This window comes from Cytobacillus sp. FSL R7-0680 (assembly GCF_038009245.1).
Taxonomy (GTDB): domain Bacteria; phylum Bacillota; class Bacilli; order Bacillales; family Cytobacillaceae; genus Cytobacillus; species Cytobacillus kochii.
Genome location: NZ_JBBPAO010000001.1, coordinates 630,098 through 647,482, shown reverse-complemented (window position 1 = coordinate 647,482; position 17,385 = coordinate 630,098). Strand labels below are relative to the sequence as shown.

Annotated in this window: 18 protein-coding genes; 10 read left to right on the top strand and 8 right to left on the bottom strand. The window is 34.6% G+C overall.

What is annotated here, in order from left to right; genetic code table 11:
• Positions 1-41: 41 nt before the first annotated feature.
• From MKY26_RS03360 to MKY26_RS03350, 3 genes are all read left to right on the top strand, one after another.
• Positions 42-998 carry a metallophosphoesterase gene (locus MKY26_RS03360; protein WP_341092116.1) on the top strand — a complete coding sequence of 319 codons (957 nt, stop codon included), beginning with the start codon at positions 42-44 and terminating at the stop codon, positions 996-998.
• Positions 999-1,154: 156 nt separating this feature from the next.
• The gene (locus tag MKY26_RS03355; RefSeq protein ID WP_307314687.1) at positions 1,155-1,649 is read left to right on the top strand and encodes a L,D-transpeptidase family protein; all 495 of its coding nucleotides are present in this window, start codon (positions 1,155-1,157) and stop codon (positions 1,647-1,649) included.
• 86 nt (positions 1,650-1,735) lie between these two features.
• The gene (locus MKY26_RS03350; protein WP_180316977.1) at positions 1,736-2,227 is read left to right on the top strand and encodes a YkyB family protein; all 492 of its coding nucleotides are present in this window, start codon (positions 1,736-1,738) and stop codon (positions 2,225-2,227) included.
• Between the two features lie 285 nt (positions 2,228-2,512).
• On the opposite strand, the gene MKY26_RS03345 is transcribed toward MKY26_RS03350, so the two are convergent.
• A complete protein-coding gene (locus tag MKY26_RS03345) occupies positions 2,513-3,406 on the bottom strand; it encodes a chemotaxis protein CheV (RefSeq protein WP_095369702.1) in 894 nt (297 codons plus the stop codon).
• Between the two features lie 84 nt (positions 3,407-3,490).
• Entirely contained in the window at positions 3,491-4,807 is a 1,317-nt protein-coding gene (locus MKY26_RS03340; protein WP_095369703.1) for an MFS transporter, read from the bottom strand.
• Positions 4,808-5,137: 330 nt separating this feature from the next.
• Between MKY26_RS03340 and MKY26_RS03335 the strand changes: the two genes are divergently transcribed.
• Positions 5,138-6,286: an aminotransferase A gene (locus MKY26_RS03335; protein ID WP_322909196.1), complete on the top strand. Its 1,149-nt coding sequence runs from the start codon at positions 5,138-5,140 to the stop codon at positions 6,284-6,286.
• 53 nt (positions 6,287-6,339) lie between these two features.
• On the opposite strand, the gene MKY26_RS03330 is transcribed toward MKY26_RS03335, so the two are convergent.
• The gene (locus MKY26_RS03330) at positions 6,340-7,215 is read right to left on the bottom strand and encodes an NAD(P)-dependent oxidoreductase (RefSeq protein ID WP_307314695.1); all 876 of its coding nucleotides are present in this window, start codon (positions 7,213-7,215) and stop codon (positions 6,340-6,342) included.
• A 73-nt stretch (positions 7,216-7,288) separates the two neighbouring features.
• Positions 7,289-7,738: a hypothetical protein gene (locus MKY26_RS03325; protein WP_341092113.1), complete on the bottom strand. Its 450-nt coding sequence runs from the start codon at positions 7,736-7,738 to the stop codon at positions 7,289-7,291.
• A 171-nt stretch (positions 7,739-7,909) separates the two neighbouring features.
• Between MKY26_RS03325 and MKY26_RS03320 the strand changes: the two genes are divergently transcribed.
• Both MKY26_RS03320 and MKY26_RS03315 read left to right on the top strand, forming a co-directional pair.
• Positions 7,910-8,977 (top strand): YeeE/YedE family protein, encoded by a 1,068-nt coding sequence (locus tag MKY26_RS03320; protein ID WP_341092111.1) that lies wholly within the window; start codon positions 7,910-7,912, stop codon positions 8,975-8,977.
• A gap of 12 nt (positions 8,978-8,989) precedes the next feature.
• Positions 8,990-9,214, top strand: a complete 225-nt coding sequence (locus MKY26_RS03315; protein ID WP_341050661.1) for a sulfurtransferase TusA family protein — start codon at positions 8,990-8,992, stop codon at positions 9,212-9,214.
• A gap of 271 nt (positions 9,215-9,485) precedes the next feature.
• Here the strand turns inward: MKY26_RS03315 and ptsP are convergent, their stop codons facing one another.
• The 3 genes from ptsP to MKY26_RS03300 all read right to left on the bottom strand — a co-directional run bounded on the left by ptsP (position 9,486) and on the right by MKY26_RS03300 (position 11,776).
• Complete coding sequence (gene ptsP / locus MKY26_RS03310; protein ID WP_370873303.1) at positions 9,486-11,204, bottom strand: phosphoenolpyruvate--protein phosphotransferase; 1,719 nt, start codon at positions 11,202-11,204, stop codon at positions 9,486-9,488.
• On the bottom strand, positions 11,204-11,470 hold the full coding sequence (locus MKY26_RS03305) for a phosphocarrier protein HPr (protein ID WP_095369710.1): 267 nt from the start codon (positions 11,468-11,470) through the stop codon (positions 11,204-11,206). Before MKY26_RS03305 ends, ptsP begins: the two co-directional genes overlap by 1 nt.
• Positions 11,471-11,581: 111 nt before the next feature.
• On the bottom strand, positions 11,582-11,776 hold the full coding sequence (locus tag MKY26_RS03300; RefSeq protein WP_307314814.1) for a hypothetical protein: 195 nt from the start codon (positions 11,774-11,776) through the stop codon (positions 11,582-11,584).
• Positions 11,777-12,024: 248 nt separating this feature from the next.
• On the opposite strand from MKY26_RS03300, the gene MKY26_RS03295 reads away from it, so the two are divergent.
• The 3 genes from MKY26_RS03295 (at position 12,025) to MKY26_RS03285 (ending at position 13,967) form a co-directional block, all read left to right on the top strand.
• A complete protein-coding gene (locus tag MKY26_RS03295; protein WP_095369711.1) occupies positions 12,025-12,207 on the top strand; it encodes a YkvS family protein in 183 nt (60 codons plus the stop codon).
• Positions 12,208-12,549: 342 nt separating this feature from the next.
• On the top strand, positions 12,550-13,161 hold the full coding sequence (locus MKY26_RS03290; protein ID WP_307314702.1) for a CPBP family intramembrane glutamic endopeptidase: 612 nt from the start codon (positions 12,550-12,552) through the stop codon (positions 13,159-13,161).
• Positions 13,162-13,310: 149 nt separating this feature from the next.
• Complete coding sequence (locus MKY26_RS03285) at positions 13,311-13,967, top strand: hypothetical protein (RefSeq protein WP_341092108.1); 657 nt, start codon at positions 13,311-13,313, stop codon at positions 13,965-13,967.
• A gap of 17 nt (positions 13,968-13,984) precedes the next feature.
• Here the strand turns inward: MKY26_RS03285 and MKY26_RS03280 are convergent, their stop codons facing one another.
• Positions 13,985-15,028: a YkvI family membrane protein gene (locus tag MKY26_RS03280; RefSeq protein ID WP_233435265.1), complete on the bottom strand. Its 1,044-nt coding sequence runs from the start codon at positions 15,026-15,028 to the stop codon at positions 13,985-13,987.
• Between the two features lie 185 nt (positions 15,029-15,213).
• On the opposite strand from MKY26_RS03280, the gene MKY26_RS03275 reads away from it, so the two are divergent.
• Positions 15,214-17,355 (top strand): ATP-dependent Clp protease ATP-binding subunit, encoded by a 2,142-nt coding sequence (locus MKY26_RS03275; protein WP_341092105.1) that lies wholly within the window; start codon positions 15,214-15,216, stop codon positions 17,353-17,355.
• Positions 17,356-17,385: the final 30 nt, after the last annotated feature.

The window sequence follows — 17,385 nt, the reverse complement described above, 5'->3', positions numbered from 1 at the left end:
CCTTACAATTTTTTCTAGTTAATTATTACAAATTGTTATCAATGATTGGAAATATTGGTCTTTGCTGTTTTTTCGTTCATATATTTGATAGTATGAGAGAGTATATTAAAGAGATTGGTTGGTATAATGTAATGGCAGATAAAATGACTCGGAGAAGTTTTTTAAAAAAAAGTATGGGATCTTTCGTAGCTCTAGCCGCTATCGGTACTGGTGGCTTTTTTTATGCACGTGATATTGAGCCGAAATATTTACAAGTAAATCATCATAACATCATCAAATCTCAATTACCCCACTCTTTTCATAATTTAAAAGTTGTACAATTCAGTGATACACATTTAGGCTTTCATTATGACTTAAATGAACTCAAAAAATTAATGAATAAAATTAACTCATTCCAGCCTGATTTAATTCTCTTCACTGGAGATTTAATGGACAAACCTAATGAGTATCCTTACATCAATCAAATTAGTCCCATATTATCAAAACTTCATGCATCGATTGGTAAATTTGCTATCTATGGCAATCATGATCACGGTGGATATGGTTCTGATATTTACAGAGAGATAATGGAAGAGTCGGGATTTGAGGTTTTACTTAACGAGAGTAAAAAAGTAACCATTAATAATGAGAGCATATATATTTCAGGCATTGATGATGCGATGCTCGGTAAACCAAATTTCCAAACTACTTTTGCGGACATACCTAATGACGGGTATCATATATTTCTATCACATGCCCCTGACTTAGCTGATGAAGCAAGTCAATATCATGTAGACTTTCAATTTAGCGGCCATAGTCACGGTGGACAAATTCAAATCCCCTTCATTGGTGCACTGGTAAAGCCACCCTTTGGAGAAGTTTATTATGAAGGTTTTTATGATGTAGGGGATGAAAAACCACTTAAATTATACGTTAATAGAGGAATTGGGACAACAAGACTACCTTTTCGTTTTCTCTGTCGGCCCGAACTAACAATCTTTACTTTGAAAAGTCAATAACATCGTTTTTTTTATTATATTGGGTGAGTTATTCATTAAAATGAAAGCTCACCTTAAAAATAATCCACCACATTCCTATTCATTTAAAAAAATGTATGTTACAACTTCTCCTATCATATATATATGGTACCCTTCTCTAGAAAGGATGGATCGGAAATGTATCATATTGTTCAACCTGGAGAATCGATGCAGCTGATTGCCGCAAATTACCGTATACCCTATCACCAATTACTATTAGCAAACCCTGCTATTGTTAATCCATCAGTTATTTATATCGGGCAACAAATAATAATTCCTGGACTCCCTAATTCATCAGATATTCCCTATTCTATTGTTGTATCCAAAGAAAAAAGAACGCTTTCCTTATACAAAAACAGACAATTAGTGAAAACATATCCGATTGCAGTTGGTAAGATGTTAACAACTACACCTGTAGGTCAATTCGTTATCGTTAACCGTGAACCAAACCCTGGAGGTCCTTTTGGGGCATTATGGCTATCACTCTCTAAGAAGGGATACGGCATTCACGGCACAAACGACCCGAGTTCAATAGGTAAAGCTGTTTCGAAAGGATGTATTAGAATGCATAATAGTGATGTGCTTGAATTAGCTAGTTTAGTTCCCAATGGAACCTCAGTCGTTATTACTTAATAAATTATAGCGTATTTGAACTTACCCTTTTGTATTTCCTTAAAAAGGGGTATAATGTATACTAATAATTTAATTTTTTCTAAAATATGAAAGGAGTACTTCAATTGAACTCTGCAAGCAATGAGCACCACCCTCAGTTAAAACCAACGGTAGAAAACCTCTCACAAGCAATCTTCACCGTTAACCGTCACGCCAAAACGGCTCCAAATCCGAAGTTTTTATATAAAGTGAAACATGATTCGCTACAAAAACTTCTGAAGGAGGGTAAAGCAAAAAAGATTGGTCTACATTATTCACGAAACCCAAAAAATAGCCAACAACAATCAGACGTATTAATTAAGTGTGGTGCCTACACCTTTCACTTACCACCTTCAAAAATGGATTTTACAGCGTTGCCCCATTTAGGAAACCTGGACTCGTCAGTAAGAAATCCACGCTCCTCTATTTCTTTAAGCCAAGCCAAAAAGCTACTCATGACTTATACCGGTTTAAAAGAAGGCCAACATCATCCAAATAATCGTAAATCAAATAAATATGAAAAACCTGTATTTAAAAAACTAGGGGAATCCTACTTCTAAAATAGTACCTTACCTTTTTAAATAAAAATGAAGTGATTGAAGTCTAGTTTATTCTACCTAAACAAAGCTATACACCAAAAAAACCCGAACCAATTGGCACTCTCCCGTAAGTATTCAGATATCTTAACCTGTCTACTTACGTGAGGTCACAGCAAATGGTTCGGTTTTTATATTGGAGAAAATCCAATTCTACTAGAGATAAAAATGGAATCTAATTAAATTCTAAGCTTAAACAAACAAGTAAATGAGAAAATGCCAAGCAATAATGTGCACCTGTCACTTTATTTACAATAACTCTAAAATGACGTTTACAAGGTTTTGGATATCAGGCTTACTTACTTGTGCATCTGCACCAACCTTCTTTCCCTGATGTAGAAGATCTTCCGTAATAAGCGATGAAAAAATAACTACAGGTGTGGATTGCCGTTTACTATCTTGCTTAATATATTTTGTCAGAAAATGACCATTCATTAATGGCATTTCAATATCAGTAATAACAAGATCGACTTTATTTTTATCAGATGCTAAATGGTTATAACATTCTTCTCCATTTTCAAAGAAAAGTAACTGCTGAAAGCCAGCCTTATTTAATGTTTCTTTTAATATACTGCGTAGCATTGGGGAATCTTCAGCAATAACAATTCTCGCATTCTTTTTATCACCAGCAATATCCGCTTGTAAATCATCTTTGGAGAAACCAATATTGGGATTGATATCAGTCAGGATTTTTTCAAAATCAAGCATTAGAATCATATTTTCTGATTGTTTTACTACGCCAAGTGTATAACTATTATCATTATTATAAATATCATCAGGTTTTTCAATTTGATCCCATGACAGACGATGAATCTGCCTTACTTCATCTACGTGAAATATTACCTTTTGCTTATTAAACTCTACAATGAGAAAACTACTGTCATCTTTAACAATTTGTGTATACGAGTCTTGATTGGAAACCAATGCATTTCTTAAGCTAATAACGGGCAAAACTTCACCTCTTAGTTGTGTAATCCCTAAAATAAATGGATGGGCATGTGGAATAGGCGTAATCGCCAATGGTGCAACAATTTCTTTCACCTTATAAACATTCATTCCATAATGTTGATTATTTACTTTGAATTCAATTATTTCTAGTTCATTCATGCCGCTTTCTACAACTGATTGTCTCTCTGAAATCATATAAACGTCTTCCTCTCAATCTTTTTCTTACCCTTAGCTTATATCGGCTAAAAACAATAAGTATAGATAAGAAGAAGTAGATTTTTAGTTCTCTTCAGGCTTAATCCTATTTAAGAAGAATAATCCCACTAGCGTTAAGACGATTAAGGAGCCCATCCCAAACCTACTAGCTATACTACCGTGAGAAGCAAGCAGATACGTAATCGTTCCGAAAATAAACGGGCCAATAATCGATGAGACTTTGCCGGAAAACGCGAATAATCCAAAAAACTGGCCTCTCTTATCTTCTGGTGTAAGTTCGACAATATAAGTTCTCGATGTTACCCACATGGATCCTAGAGCGATTCCAAACATACTACCAGCTATCCAGAACATCCAGGCATTAACGGCAAAAGTACCGATTATTAAAGCAACTAATAGGAGCAGACTCACATATCTAATGGCCCGATAAGCACCAACTGATTTGGTAATATAACCGAAAATAAAAGAGCCAATAATACTTGATACAGTTGAAACTAAATACAGTAGGATAAATTCTCCTGCAGAAAAGCCAACAATGGTGCTCGCATAAGGTGCCATCATTGCGATTGTTGTTGCTAAGGCATCATTTAAGAAAAAGTAAGCAATCATAAATGTAAAAATTACCCGATGTGATTTTATTTCTTTAAAAGTTTTATAAATCTCCTTATATCCTGACAAGAAAGAAGCTTTGTTTTCGACCTGTACTTTTTTCGGATTATCTTTTATAAAAAAGAATAAAGGTAATGAAAATAATAAAAATAAAATGGCAGTTGGAATAAAAGCATGATGGAAATCACTGTTTCCTACATATAAATATACAGTTAACCCTAGTAATGTACCTAAATATCCTATAGCAACACCAAATCCAGATATAAGAGGAACATCTTCTTTTTTCCCTAAATCAGCTATCATCGTGTCATAGAAAACAAGACTTGAATGAAAGAAAAACTTCGCTATAATAAATGAGACTATTACGAGGGCTAAATACAAAGGAACACCCATGATGGTACTTGTCAAATTTACCTCTGCAAATATGCCCATTAAAATGGTAAAGCTTACAGATAACAAGGTAAAGATAACGATATATTTTTTCTTTCTCCCTGTTCTGTCAATGAGGACACCAAACAATGGGCTAAAAATCACCAATAAAAAACTGGCTATTGAATTCGCGTAAGCAATAAAAGTATTCGCTAATTGTTCTTGTACTTCATTATTCCCGATAATTTCCTGCATATAAAATGGCCAAAAAATGGTATTAATATTGGAGGAAAAAATCGTATTGGCAAAATCATATAATGCCCATGAAATAATGGGTAAGGTTAAATATGCCTTCCACGATTGATTTCCTTTTTTCTTTTTTAATCCTCTTTCTATTTCCACTCTCATTCTCCCCTCTACATTTGCAAATTAAAATTAGGTAATTTTTTCTTTCATCATACCATTTTTTAGAATTTATTTTATCTCTTTTTTCTAAAACCTTATTTATTAGCAGTTAAGAAATTGTAAATAAAGCTACATAAGAAAAAGGTTTATCCTATAGGAAAACTTTTGTACAATAAAGAGATAAAACCATGTATTCGGAAAAGAATCAATGTAGAAAGACAACAAAATCAATTAAAATAAATCTTTTTTCGCAAATGGTTTGTATAACTACACTACATATAAATATGTTTGAACCGTTCTCATTATTTTTAATTTGAGGTGAATCCATTGGAACATTTAGTTAATCCAAAAGTTAAATCCATTGAAATTTCGGGTATTAGAAAATTCTTTAATATGGTCTCAGATACAAAAGATATGATTTCTTTGACTATCGGACAACCTGATTTTTCCACACCCACACATGTAAAAGAAGCAGCTAAATTAGCGATTGATGAAGATTATACATCGTATACACATAATGCGGGCGATTTGAAATTAAGAGCAGCAGCAACTAATTTTGTTAAAGAAAAATATCAGTTAGATTATGATGAATCAACTGAAGTGATTGTTACTTCAGGAGCTAGTGAAGCAATAGATATTACTTTAAGAACAATATTAGATGAAAATTGTGAGGTTATTCTTCCTGGCCCGGTTTATCCCGGCTATGAGCCTATTATTCGCCTCTGCGGGGCAACACCCGTCTATGCAGATATAACAAAAAATCAATTCAAAATGACAGCAAGCGTCATACTTCCTCTTATCAATGAAAACACAAGAGCAATTATTTTACCTTACCCATCAAATCCAACTGGTGTCAGTTTATCTAAAGGTGAAATCGAAGAGATTGCGCATCTAATAAGAGGAAAAGATATTTTTATTGTTGCAGATGAAATTTATAGTGAGTTAAGCTTTGATTCGCAACATTTCTCCATTGGCTCAATATTAAAAGAGCAAACCATTGTCATTAACGGCTTATCAAAATCACATGCCATGACTGGATGGCGAATCGGGTTATTATTTGCTCCAGAGAAAATAGCTAAGCATATCTTAAAAGTTCATCAATATAATGTGACTTGCGCCTCATCTATCTCGCAAATGGCTGCGCTACAAGCATTAACAAAAGGGATAGATGATGCTCTCCCCATGAAGGAAGAATATAAGAAAAGACGGGATTATGTTTTTCAGCGCCTAAAAGCGATGAATCTTGAGGTGGTTAAACCGAACGGAGCGTTTTACTTTTTTGTAAAAATTCCATCGAAACAAATATCCTCATTCGATTTTTGTTTACAATTAGTGAAGCAATCAGGTGTCGCTGTCGTGCCTGGCAGTGCTTTCTCCTCTTACGGGGAAGGTTATTTTAGATTATCTTTTGCCTATTCAATGACTACATTGGAAGAGGGTTTAAATCGATTAGCTTCTTTTCTTGAAAAACAATAAAAAAGCTTTGTCGGCCCACTTCCTGCCGACAAAGCTTTTCTTTTTATAAAAAACTATCTTTCCCAATATTTATATAATGCCTGTGTTCCACTATCCCCTTCTCCTTCAGCAGCTAATTTTTCATACATTTCTCGCGCTAACCTTAGGCCAGGTGTTTCCATTCCCATTTTTTCCGCTTCATCTAAGGCAATTGTCATATCTTTAATAAAGTGTTTTATATAAAAACCTGGAGAGAAATCACCAGAAATCATTCGTGGGACAAGATTAGAAAGTGACCAGCTCCCAGCTGCCCCACTAGTGATACTTTTTAATACGTTCTCACTATTTAATCCTGCTTTTTCTGCATAAATAATCGCCTCACAAACACCGATCATATTCGAGGCTATTGCTATTTGATTGGCCATTTTTGTATGTTGTCCAGCTCCAGCAACTCCTTGATAGACAATGTTTTCGCCCATATATTTTAGAATTGGTAAAATTGCCTGATAGGCAGTAGCTTCACCACCCACCATAATAGACAATTTTCCACTTTTAGCACCTATATCTCCACCTGAAACAGGCGCATCAATTGCATAAATCTCTTTTTGTTTTGCCCTTTCAGCAATTTCTTTCGCAAGAGTAGGCGTTGACGTTGTCATATCGATTAAATAAGTATGTGGATTTGCATTTTCAATTAATCCTTCTTCACCTAGATAGATTGATTTCACATCATCAGGATAGCCAACCATAGTAATAACAATGTTTGCTTGCTTGGCTAATTCTTTAGGTGAATGAATCCAACTAGCCCCTTGAGATATTAATTGAGCTGCTTTTTCTTTTGTACGTGAATAGACCAGGACTGTATAGCCTGCTTTAATCAAATGGAGAGCCATACTCTTCCCCATCACTCCTGTACCAATAAAACCAATCTTCGTCTCTTCTTTATTCATTCTCTCTCTCCTTCAAAATAAATATATTGATTATTCTATCATTTATATTTACTATTTGAAAGATAACGGTTTATCAAAGTTGTGAAGAAAAATGAGTTAAATAACCCTTCGCCACACTATGCTCATTATTGATTATTTCGATAGAAACTGCTTGATTCTCAATCATATTTTCAATGTCAAAAACATGTAAATCTTTTTGTAGTGGTATGGGTTCCATATAGATGAAGAAATCTTTATTCCCTTCAGGTTCAATCACTTCTACCGCTTGCCCTTTTTCATTACCATAAAAGATTTCATCTGCCCCTAAAGCTAAGGCTAGTTCTTTATTATGAATATTGACTTTAATGACATAAGCTTCTTCTTCTAATAACACTTTATCATTTAACTGAAATCTAAATTGTAATTCATTTGTTTTCGTCAATAAAGCATCTGCGTGATGATTAATAATTGATTGCTGATCATTACTCGTACATCCACTAAGAAAAAAGAGAAAGCATACGATAAATATTCGACGACTCAACATTTTCTACTCCCCTTCCAGATACGATTAATCCAGTTATTGTCAAACTTAACAACAATTATTCATACATCTATTTTCATTTATTTAAAAAACCCTTGACAATATTTCTGTCTATCCTTTATCATCATAATTCGTAAAGGCTTATAAGTTTACTCGGAATTAGAGGGGATAAATATGATACAAATGTTAATAACTGGATTGATTTGCGGTGCGTTATTAGGCTTTGTTATGCAACGTGGGCGCTTCTGTTTAACAGGGGGCTTCCGTGATATGTTCATCGCAAAAGATAATCGAATGTTTTATGCCTTACTCATTGCTATTTGCGTGCAAAGTATTGGCGTGTTTACTCTTATTCAATTAGGAATCATCGATTTCACTGCTGGTAATTTCGCTTGGTTAGGAGTTATCTTTGGTTCTTTTGTATTTGGTATCGGCATCGTATTAGCCGGTGGTTGTGCGACTGGTACATGGTATCGAGCGGGAGAAGGTTTACTAGGTAGCTGGATTGCTCTGTTCGCTTATATGGTAATGGCTGCGGTTATGAAAACAGGCGTACTCGCACCTTTAAATACAGAAATAAGTTCAATTACTTTACCGGAAAACTCAATTGCTGCTACATTTGGTATAAGCAACTGGATTTTCATTATCGCTTTATTACTTATAACTGGCGGTCTTGTTTATCGAGAGCTTAGAAAGCCCAAAATTGCGATACCATCTTTAAAACCTAAACGTACTGGACTTAGCCATTTATTGTTTGAAAAAAGATGGCATCCATTTGTCACTGCAATTCTTGTTGGGCTAATCGCTCTCCTTGCATGGCCACTAAGCGCTGCTACAGGTAGAATGTTTGGTTTAGGCATTACAACACCATCTGCTAACATTCTACAATATTTAGTGATTGGTGATGCTGCATTTATTAACTGGGGAGTGTTTCTTGTATTAGGAATCTTCATAGGATCATTTATCGCAGCCAAAGGCAGCAAAGAATTTCGTTTTAGAATGCCTGATAAAAAAACAGGTATAAATAGTTTTATTGGTGGATTATTGATGGGGTTTGGAGCTAGCCTTGCCGGTGGCTGTTCAATAGGCAATGGACTAGTAATGACTTCAATGATGACATGGCAAGGATGGATCGGTCTCTTATTTATTATTTTTGGTACTTGGACCGCTGCCTACTTTGTCTATGTTAGACCACAGAAAAGACGTGCTTCTCAAAGTACGACATCACAACAAGCTGTATAGGGGGAAACAAACATGCAAAAAACATTAGAAGTAATGGGTCAAGTTTGTCCATTTCCATTAGTGGAAGCAAAGTCTGCAATTGAATTGATCCAATCAGGAGATGAACTAATTATTCAATTTGATTGTACACAAGCAACTGAAAGTCTTCCACGCTGGGCTGCAGAAGCTGGTCACCAAGTAACCAACTATGAACAACTTGGAGATGCAGCTTGGACAATCACAATTCAAAAGAAATAAATCAATAAAATCGTTGTAACTAATAAGTTTTTAGCAAAATTATTGAACCGAACAATACCTTTGTTCGGTTTTTTTATCTACCATATACTCTTATTGAACGAGATAAAAAATATCCTCACATAATTACCCTAATACACCATATTTAGAACAAAAGAAAAGCTAGCCAATCGGCTAGCTAATAAGGGGAAAATGAGAATGATTTAGCTGACTTAAGGTTTTCTTAAGTGCATATTTAAGAATTACCCGCATCAGTCAGAACCTAAACCATTTTTTATAACTTTTTATAGAAAAAATTTTCTAGTGCCGATTCAATTTCAACAGCATTCGGCAAATTAAGGAGAATATCTATTTTTTTCTCAATCTCTGCCTTATTTAACTTACGTATATGCGCTCTGGTCTTAATAATGGCTGCTGAGTGAACAGAGAACTCATCTAAGCCCATTCCCACTAATAATGGTATTGCGACCTCATTGCCCGCCATATCACCGCAAATACTGACGGATTTCCCTTCTTTATGGGCAGCATCAATGACATTTTTGATGAGTCGTAAAATAGCAGGGTGGTAAGGTTGATATAAATACGAAACCTGCTCATTAGATCGATCGGCAGCCAATGTATACTGAATGAGATCATTTGTACCAATACTGATAAAGTCAACTTCTTTTGCAAATGCCTCAATCATTAGTGCCGTAGCTGGAATTTCGACCATCATACCAAGTTCTATATGACCAATCTCTACCCCTTCTTCTATCAGTTTCTCACATTCTTCTTTGAACATAAGCTTGCCTTGTCTAAACTCTTCAATTACAGCAACCATAGGAAACATAATCTTTAATGTTCCAAACGCACTTGCCCTTATTAATGCGCGTAACTGTGTCCGTAGAATTGATTGTTCACCTAAACAGAAGCGTATTCCTCGTAGGCCTAAAAAAGGGTTCATTTCTTTTGATAATTTTAGATATGGCAGTTCTTTATCGCCACCGATATCAATAGTACGAACAACTACCGGTTTGCCATCCATAGACTCTAGAACCGATTTATAAACGTGAAATTGTTCTTCCTCAGTCGGTAATTGCTTTTTTTCCATAAAAAGAAACTCGGTTCTAAATAAGCCGATTCCTTCTCCCCCATGCTCGATAACCCCTTTTGCTTCCTCCATACTACCGATATTTCCAACAATAGAGAAATATTGCTCATCGAGTGAAATCGTTCTTTCTTTTGCTAACCAAGATAGTTCGGACAAATCTCTTAAAGTCTGTTCCTGTTTCTTTTCATATTCTTCAATCAATTCAGGCGTCGGGTTAATATGAACGATACCAGTATACCCATCAACGACAAGTACATCACCATTCTCGATATCACCTAAGGCCGTTTTTGTACCCACAACAGAGGGAATATTAAGTGATTGGGCAATGAAGGCAGCGTGAGAGGTTTTACCTCCCACATTTGTCACTGCCCCTTTCACTTTGCTAGGATTCAAAAGTGCTGCGTCTGATGGTGTTAAATCCTCGGATACAATAATTACATTTTCCGTCACCATGGCTGGGTCAAAAACAGGTATCCCTAAAAGATGTGCCTGCAATCGATTGGCAACATCTTTAATGTCTGCTGCTCTTTCTTTTAAATACTCGTTCTCAGTTTGTAATAATAAATGAATATAGTGATCGGTTATTTCTTTCACAGCAAATTCTGCATTATACTGTTTCTTCATTATCCGATCTATCACTGGTTCAATTAATTCCGGATCCCTCAAAACAAGAAGATGTGCATCAAAAATTGTAGCATTTTCAATTCCTGCCTCGGTACTCGCATGCTCTTTAATTTGCTTTAGTTCATCAACGGTTTTTTCGAGTGCTTCATAAAAAAGGTTAACTTCTATCGTACTGTTTTCGACCTTTTTACACTCGATCTTCACATCAATTGGCTCAAAGCGAAAAGCTTTTGCAATAGCGATTCCTTCTGATGCAGGTATCCCTTGTAAGAAAGCCATTATTCCGCAAGACCTTCTTCTTTAAGCATTGTAGCAAGTTGTTCAATAGCTGCCTCTTCATCGTTACCATCAACGATAATAGTAATTTCCGCACCTTTGCCAGCTGCTAATGCCATTACACCCATAATCGATTTTAGATTTACTTTTCTCTCTTTATACTCTAATTGAATATCTGAAGTAAATCTGCTCGCTGTTTGCACCAATTGTGTGGCTGGTCTAGCATGAATTCCTGTTGGTGAAGTTACAATAAATTTTTTCTCTATCATTTTCATCGATCTCCTTTTTCATCACTCTTATATGTAATATAGATATCCATTAGAATAACATATTTTTTAGGATTCTTTTACTATATCACATGTATAAAAAACAAACCTTTTTTAACTTCTAGGTTCAGTTAAATATTGATAAATAACATCCCCACCTCTTTGTGCAATTCCTCTAATGTATTTAAAATCTTCCCTTTTTACAATGACGGAGCGAAAAGTTAAAAAATCTTCTTTTTTCACATAGTACTCTTCAATCTCTTTGTTCTTTAATTTGTTTATGATTTCATCTATTGATGATGCATCCATATTATTCACCTCTGCTTCCTTCTATTTTATAAAAAAAATGCGCTCTTTTAAAGAGAATCAAATAGATTTAGGTTATATCTATAAATCAACGTAAGAACTATGGATGACAGCAAAGGTGGAAAATGTAGACGCTTCACACAAAAGGGTTTGTATTTTTCGTATTATTAGTGTAAATTCCTTTACGAATAAACAGTTTTAGTGCAAAATGGTTATTAACAAAAAATTTGGAAAGAAAAGGGGCAATTTATGTGAAAAAAGCTGAAGTTGGAAACATTATTGAATTTAGAGATGGCTTAAGAGGCATTGTCGAAAAAGTAAATGAGAACTCCGTCATCGTTGACTTGAGCTATATGGAAAACTACAGAGATTTAGAATTAGAACACAGGACAGTAGTAAATCATAAAAACTATAAAATTGTCCAAGAAAATTAATATAAATCCGAGAAATAACTATAAAATAATCGACATTTCATTAAAAAGAAAAGTCCGAACAAAGTGAATTCCTTCATAAGAATTCAGATTTGTTTGGATTTTTTTGTTTCTGCTACTCCTACATCAATGAAAGTTGCGATGCTAACATCTAGTTCCTTCAGACAGAATATATAGTTATCACCCATACCATCTCTCTACTCCAGTTCTACCTATATACTCAACCTTTTCTTTCTCTTTGACATATATTCGTCATAAATATAATCCTCAAATGAGATAATCATATTTTTTTTACTGCTTTTTTGATAGAATAATGATTGGCTTGCATGAAAGGGGTTATATGAAATGCGTAAGAATTCACCTGACATTCGCTTAATTGTCGGGATCGTCCTTGCACATGTACTAATGTATTTCACATTTGAGGACAAATCAATCTTCTGGTATATCTTTAGTGCCACCATGTTATTTCTTATTAGTTTTGCCATTATAAGTATAGAACTAGATCATCAAGAAACCTTTACCCAAAACTTATTATGGGGTACTTTATCAGGGGTTTTTCTATATGGCATTTTTTGGTTAGGTTATACAGGATTAAGTTTTATTGGCCTCTCGATCACAGAACCTGTTGCAAAGCTCTATAGTTATTATGGAGCTAAGAATATATGGCAGTATTTGTTATTAATAGTTCTTTTCGCTCCAGGTGAAGAAATTTTCTGGCGTGGATTTGTACAAAAGAGGGTAATGAACTATACCAATGGTTTTCTTGCTGTTGGCATCTCTTCTATTCTTTTTGCTTCTGTACAGTTTTATTCAGGCTCATGGGCTCTGGTACTGGCAGCATTAATAGCAGGATTATATTGGGGAACCATTTACCTTTGGAAAAGAAGCATTGTTTTACTTATCACTTCACATATTATATTTTCCTTGCTCCTTTTTGTATTCTTTCCTCTAGTATAACCAGAAAGATTTTGTAAAATAGTCGTAAGCATATATTTACTATTTCTTAGCTATTAGCTCCATCCAAAATTATTAGAGGAAAATTGTAACAAGTACGCAGCATTTCTCGTCTAATGCTTTGATCACGTAACTTAGGGAGGAAATTTGTTTTGAAGAACTTTTTAAAATTGTTAACTGTTCCCTTAGCTATCTTTCTATTAGCAGCATGCGGAACATCAGAAACAGACAATGGCAATGGTGAAAATAATAATAGTAATCCACCAAATGAAGAAGTAGATGAAGATGAAGATCAAAATCAAAATGAAAACAAAGAAGATAGCCAAAAAAGTGAAAATGAAATTCGCGTGATGGAGGAAAATTTATCATATGAAATAGACGGTGAAACAAAAGAAGAAACTGCTTTTCTTAAAGAAAGTGACAATCAAGCGTTTTCTTTACATGTTTTACCTGATTTCACCTTAACTGCAGAGGAACCAAATAAAGATATCCTTCATTTAAATGATCAATCTGAGGTGTTTATGCGAATTGAGGTACTTCCTGAAGAAGTAGACATGAAACAACTTGAGAAGAATACAATGATCCAACTTCAATCTGTTAACGAAGAAGTAGAGCATCCTTCTCTTCCTCAAGATGACTTTTTCAAAGATGCTGTTATGATGGAAGCTTCATCTGAAACCGATACAGTAACGGCATTTATTATCCACAATGATTCAGCCCAAGTAAAGCTGACTTTATTTAATAAGAATGAAGATACTAACTATAAAGATGCTTTTATAGAAATGGCAAAAACGATTCATACAAATTAATAAAAAAAGAGACTGTCCTAGCTGTCAGTCTCTTTTTTCATCCATAATAAGATGATAAATGTTAAACTAATATAACCAAATAAAGGATATAAATAGGAAAGCAGTTCTCCATATTCAATGAATGAACCGAAATAGCAGATGGTAAAAATCCCAATCACTGTTACAACCGTAGGAATATTAAAATATTGCCGAATTTGCCTTTCCACTCCAAAAACGTTTCCAATTACTGAAGTAAATATTTCACCATAAATAACAAATACGAATATCCAATATATTGAAGACGCAAGTGACTTCATAATAGCTGCCATAGGGATTTCATAACTTTCTAAATTAGGAATATTCACCAATGACAAATGACTAGAAACTAAAATCATTGTTAGTGCAATCCCACCAAAATATCCTCCCCATTTAATCGTATGTATATCTTTAATATCCGAAGCAACTGGAACTAACACAGCTTGCGCTAACATTAAATTAAATGCGGCATACGTAAATGGAGATACAACTGATTTCCAACCATCCTCAGCAAAAGGAATATATAAAATATTTTCTAAAAAGAAAGGCTGTTGAATAGAGAAAAACAATAAGATGAAACTAAAACTGATCATCATAGGAACGACAACAACGTTTACGGCAAATAATCCTTTTATACCTACAAGCATTGTTATAATTGATAAAGCAATTGTAAATACCACACCAATTGATTTAGATAACCCTAGTTGTTCTTCAAACACAGCACCTGCACCTGAAAGCATAACAGCACAGACACCTAATAACATGATGAGCATTAATCCATTGATAATTAAACCAAAATGCTTTCCAAACAAATGTGTATTTAACTCTTGAAAAGATCTTGCATTTATTTTTGCAGCAATGATCATTAGTTTTGATCCTAAAAACACAAATATATATCCACTCATTAAAATCCCAATTAAACCAATAAAACCAAATCTCGAAAAGAATTCGACGATTTCCCTCCCAGTTGCAAACCCTGCGCCAACAACAGTCCCTACATAAACTGCTGCGATTTGAAAGGAAGCTCCCCAATTAATTTTCGTCAAGTCGATCTCCTCCTTCTCCACAATATATGTAAAGAAGGACAAACAAAGACGAGCTTTTTCTTACGGAATACCTTTTTTCTAATTTTAATAAAAAAGATAATCAAAATACTTGAAAGTCAAATAAGGTCAAAGTATACTGTATTCATAAGGTCAAAGTTAGTCAAAGTCAAAAGGAGGAAACTTTAATGAAATGTCAAGCATGCAAACAAAATGAAGCGAATGTCAATATGAGATATGCGATTAATGGTAAGGAGACAACCATTCGTCTTTGTCAAAGCTGTTACGAGAATGAAAAACAATCTCTTCCTGCCTTTGGTCCGACGATGAATGGTTTCTCAGGTTTTATACCATTCGATGATCTTTTTAAACAATTGACAAATGAGCAAAATGCTCATCATCAAAGTCAACAACCGAATGAACCATCTCAAAGAAAACAAAGTGGTAGTGGTGGATTCATTGATCAATTCGCTAAAAACTTAACGCAAATGGCTAGAGCGGGTCTCATTGATCCCGTGATTGGTCGAGATAAAGAAATAGCACGAGTAATTGAAATACTAAATAGACGAAGTAAAAACAATCCAGTATTAATCGGTGAACCCGGTGTGGGGAAAACAGCTATCTCTGAGGGGTTTGCACTAAAAATAGCTAATAGTGATGTACCAAAGAAATTACTCAATAAAGAAGTTTACTTGTTAGATGTGGCCTCCCTTGTTTCGAATACAGGTATTAGAGGTCAATTTGAAGAAAGAATGAAACAACTAATAAATGAAGTACAAACACGAAAAAACATAATCCTTTTTATTGATGAAATCCATTTATTAGTTGGTGCGGGTTCAGCTGAAGGATCAATGGATGCTAGCAATATTTTAAAACCTGCACTAGCACGTGGTGAGATGCAATTAATTGGGGCAACTACTCTTTCTGAATATAGAAAAATAGAAAAAGATGCAGCATTAGAAAGACGATTCCAACCAGTTCACGTCAAAGAACCAAGTTTAGAGGAAGCAAGACATATCCTCGAAGGATTAAAAGACAATTATGAAAGCTTCCATGATGTTATTTATACAGAGGAAGCCATCACAGCTTGTGTAGAACTATCGTCAAGATATATTCAAGACCGCTTCTTACCAGATAAAGCAATTGACCTTATGGATGAAGCTGGCTCAAAATTAAACCTAACATTAGGTGTTTCATCTGATGAGGATATTGAATTGCGTTTAAAAGAAATAGCAAAGCAAAAAGAACAGTTGCTTAAAGAAGAAAGGTATGAAGAAGCAGCTCAATTAAGAGATAAAGAAACAGAATTGGAGAAGGCTCTTGGTTCAAACACAAGAGAAAGAGCGAAAGTAGAAGTCGAACATATCCAAAAAATCATTGAAGATAAAACCGGTATACCAATCGGAAAATTAATGACAGATGAACAATCTAAGATGAAACATTTACAAGAAAATCTAAACCGTAAAGTTATTGGCCAAGAAGTAGCAGTCGAAAAAGTAGCAAAAGCTATTAGAAGAAGTCGTGCAGGTCTTAAATCTAAACATCGACCTATCGGATCGTTTTTATTTGTCGGACCAACAGGTGTTGGTAAAACAGAATTAACGAAAACATTATCTGAAGAATTATTCGGTACAAAAGAATCTATGATAAGACTTGATATGAGTGAATATATGGAAAAACATAGTGTAGCGAAAATTATTGGTTCTCCTCCAGGATATGTTGGTCATGAAGAAGCAGGACAATTAACAGAGAAAGTACGTAGAAATCCGTATAGCATTATCCTATTAGATGAGATTGAAAAAGCACATCCCGATGTGCAGCACCTTTTTCTACAAATACTTGAAGATGGTCGCTTAACAGATAGTCAAGGTAGGACTGTACACTTTAACGAAACCGTTATTATTATGACAAGTAACGCCGGTGTTCAAATAAAAGAAGTCCAAGTCGGCTTTGCAACGGATAACAACGCTTGGAATGAAGCAAGTATACTCGACTCATTAGGACAATTCTTTAAACCTGAATTTCTAAACAGAGTTGACAATATTGTTGAATTTAAATCATTAACCAAAGAGCATCTTCTTATTATCACTGATTTACTATTAGAAGAATTGAATTTAATCTTAGCACAATCTAATATACACCTAAGTGTGACAGATGAGGTAAAAGCAAAATTGGCACAATTAGGTTATCACCCTGCATTCGGTGCCCGCCCTCTCAGAAGGGTCATTCAGGAACAATTAGAAGATAAGATTGCTGACAAAATTATTGATGAGGAAGAACAAAGCGAATTAACCGCAGTTTTAAAAGAAGATATGATTGTCATTCGATAAAAGGATAATTTCATCAAAAAAGGAGAGGTT

Excerpts from the sequence above, each read along its gene's own strand:
- MKY26_RS03320 (WP_341092111.1), top strand. The coding sequence starts at position 7,910 with ATGATACAAATGTTAATAACTGGATTGATTTGCGGTGCGTTATTAGGC.
- ptsP (WP_370873303.1), bottom strand. The coding sequence starts at position 11,204 with ATGGCTTTCTTACAAGGGATACCTGCATCAGAAGGAATCGCTATTGCA.
- MKY26_RS03355 (WP_307314687.1), top strand. The coding sequence starts at position 1,155 with ATGTATCATATTGTTCAACCTGGAGAATCGATGCAGCTGATTGCCGCA.
- MKY26_RS03290 (WP_307314702.1), top strand. The coding sequence starts at position 12,550 with ATGCGTAAGAATTCACCTGACATTCGCTTAATTGTCGGGATCGTCCTT.
- MKY26_RS03325 (WP_341092113.1), bottom strand. The coding sequence starts at position 7,738 with ATGTTGAGTCGTCGAATATTTATCGTATGCTTTCTCTTTTTTCTTAGT.
- MKY26_RS03275 (WP_341092105.1), top strand. The coding sequence starts at position 15,214 with ATGAAATGTCAAGCATGCAAACAAAATGAAGCGAATGTCAATATGAGA.
- MKY26_RS03330 (WP_307314695.1), bottom strand. The coding sequence starts at position 7,215 with ATGAATAAAGAAGAGACGAAGATTGGTTTTATTGGTACAGGAGTGATG.
- MKY26_RS03315 (WP_341050661.1), top strand. The coding sequence starts at position 8,990 with ATGCAAAAAACATTAGAAGTAATGGGTCAAGTTTGTCCATTTCCATTA.
- MKY26_RS03300 (WP_307314814.1), bottom strand. The coding sequence starts at position 11,776 with ATGGATGCATCATCAATAGATGAAATCATAAACAAATTAAAGAACAAA.
- MKY26_RS03305 (WP_095369710.1), bottom strand. The coding sequence starts at position 11,470 with ATGATAGAGAAAAAATTTATTGTAACTTCACCAACAGGAATTCATGCT.
- MKY26_RS03360 (WP_341092116.1), top strand. The coding sequence starts at position 42 with ATGATTGGAAATATTGGTCTTTGCTGTTTTTTCGTTCATATATTTGAT.
- MKY26_RS03350 (WP_180316977.1), top strand. The coding sequence starts at position 1,736 with ATGAAAGGAGTACTTCAATTGAACTCTGCAAGCAATGAGCACCACCCT.
- MKY26_RS03345 (WP_095369702.1), bottom strand. The coding sequence starts at position 3,406 with ATGATTTCAGAGAGACAATCAGTTGTAGAAAGCGGCATGAATGAACTA.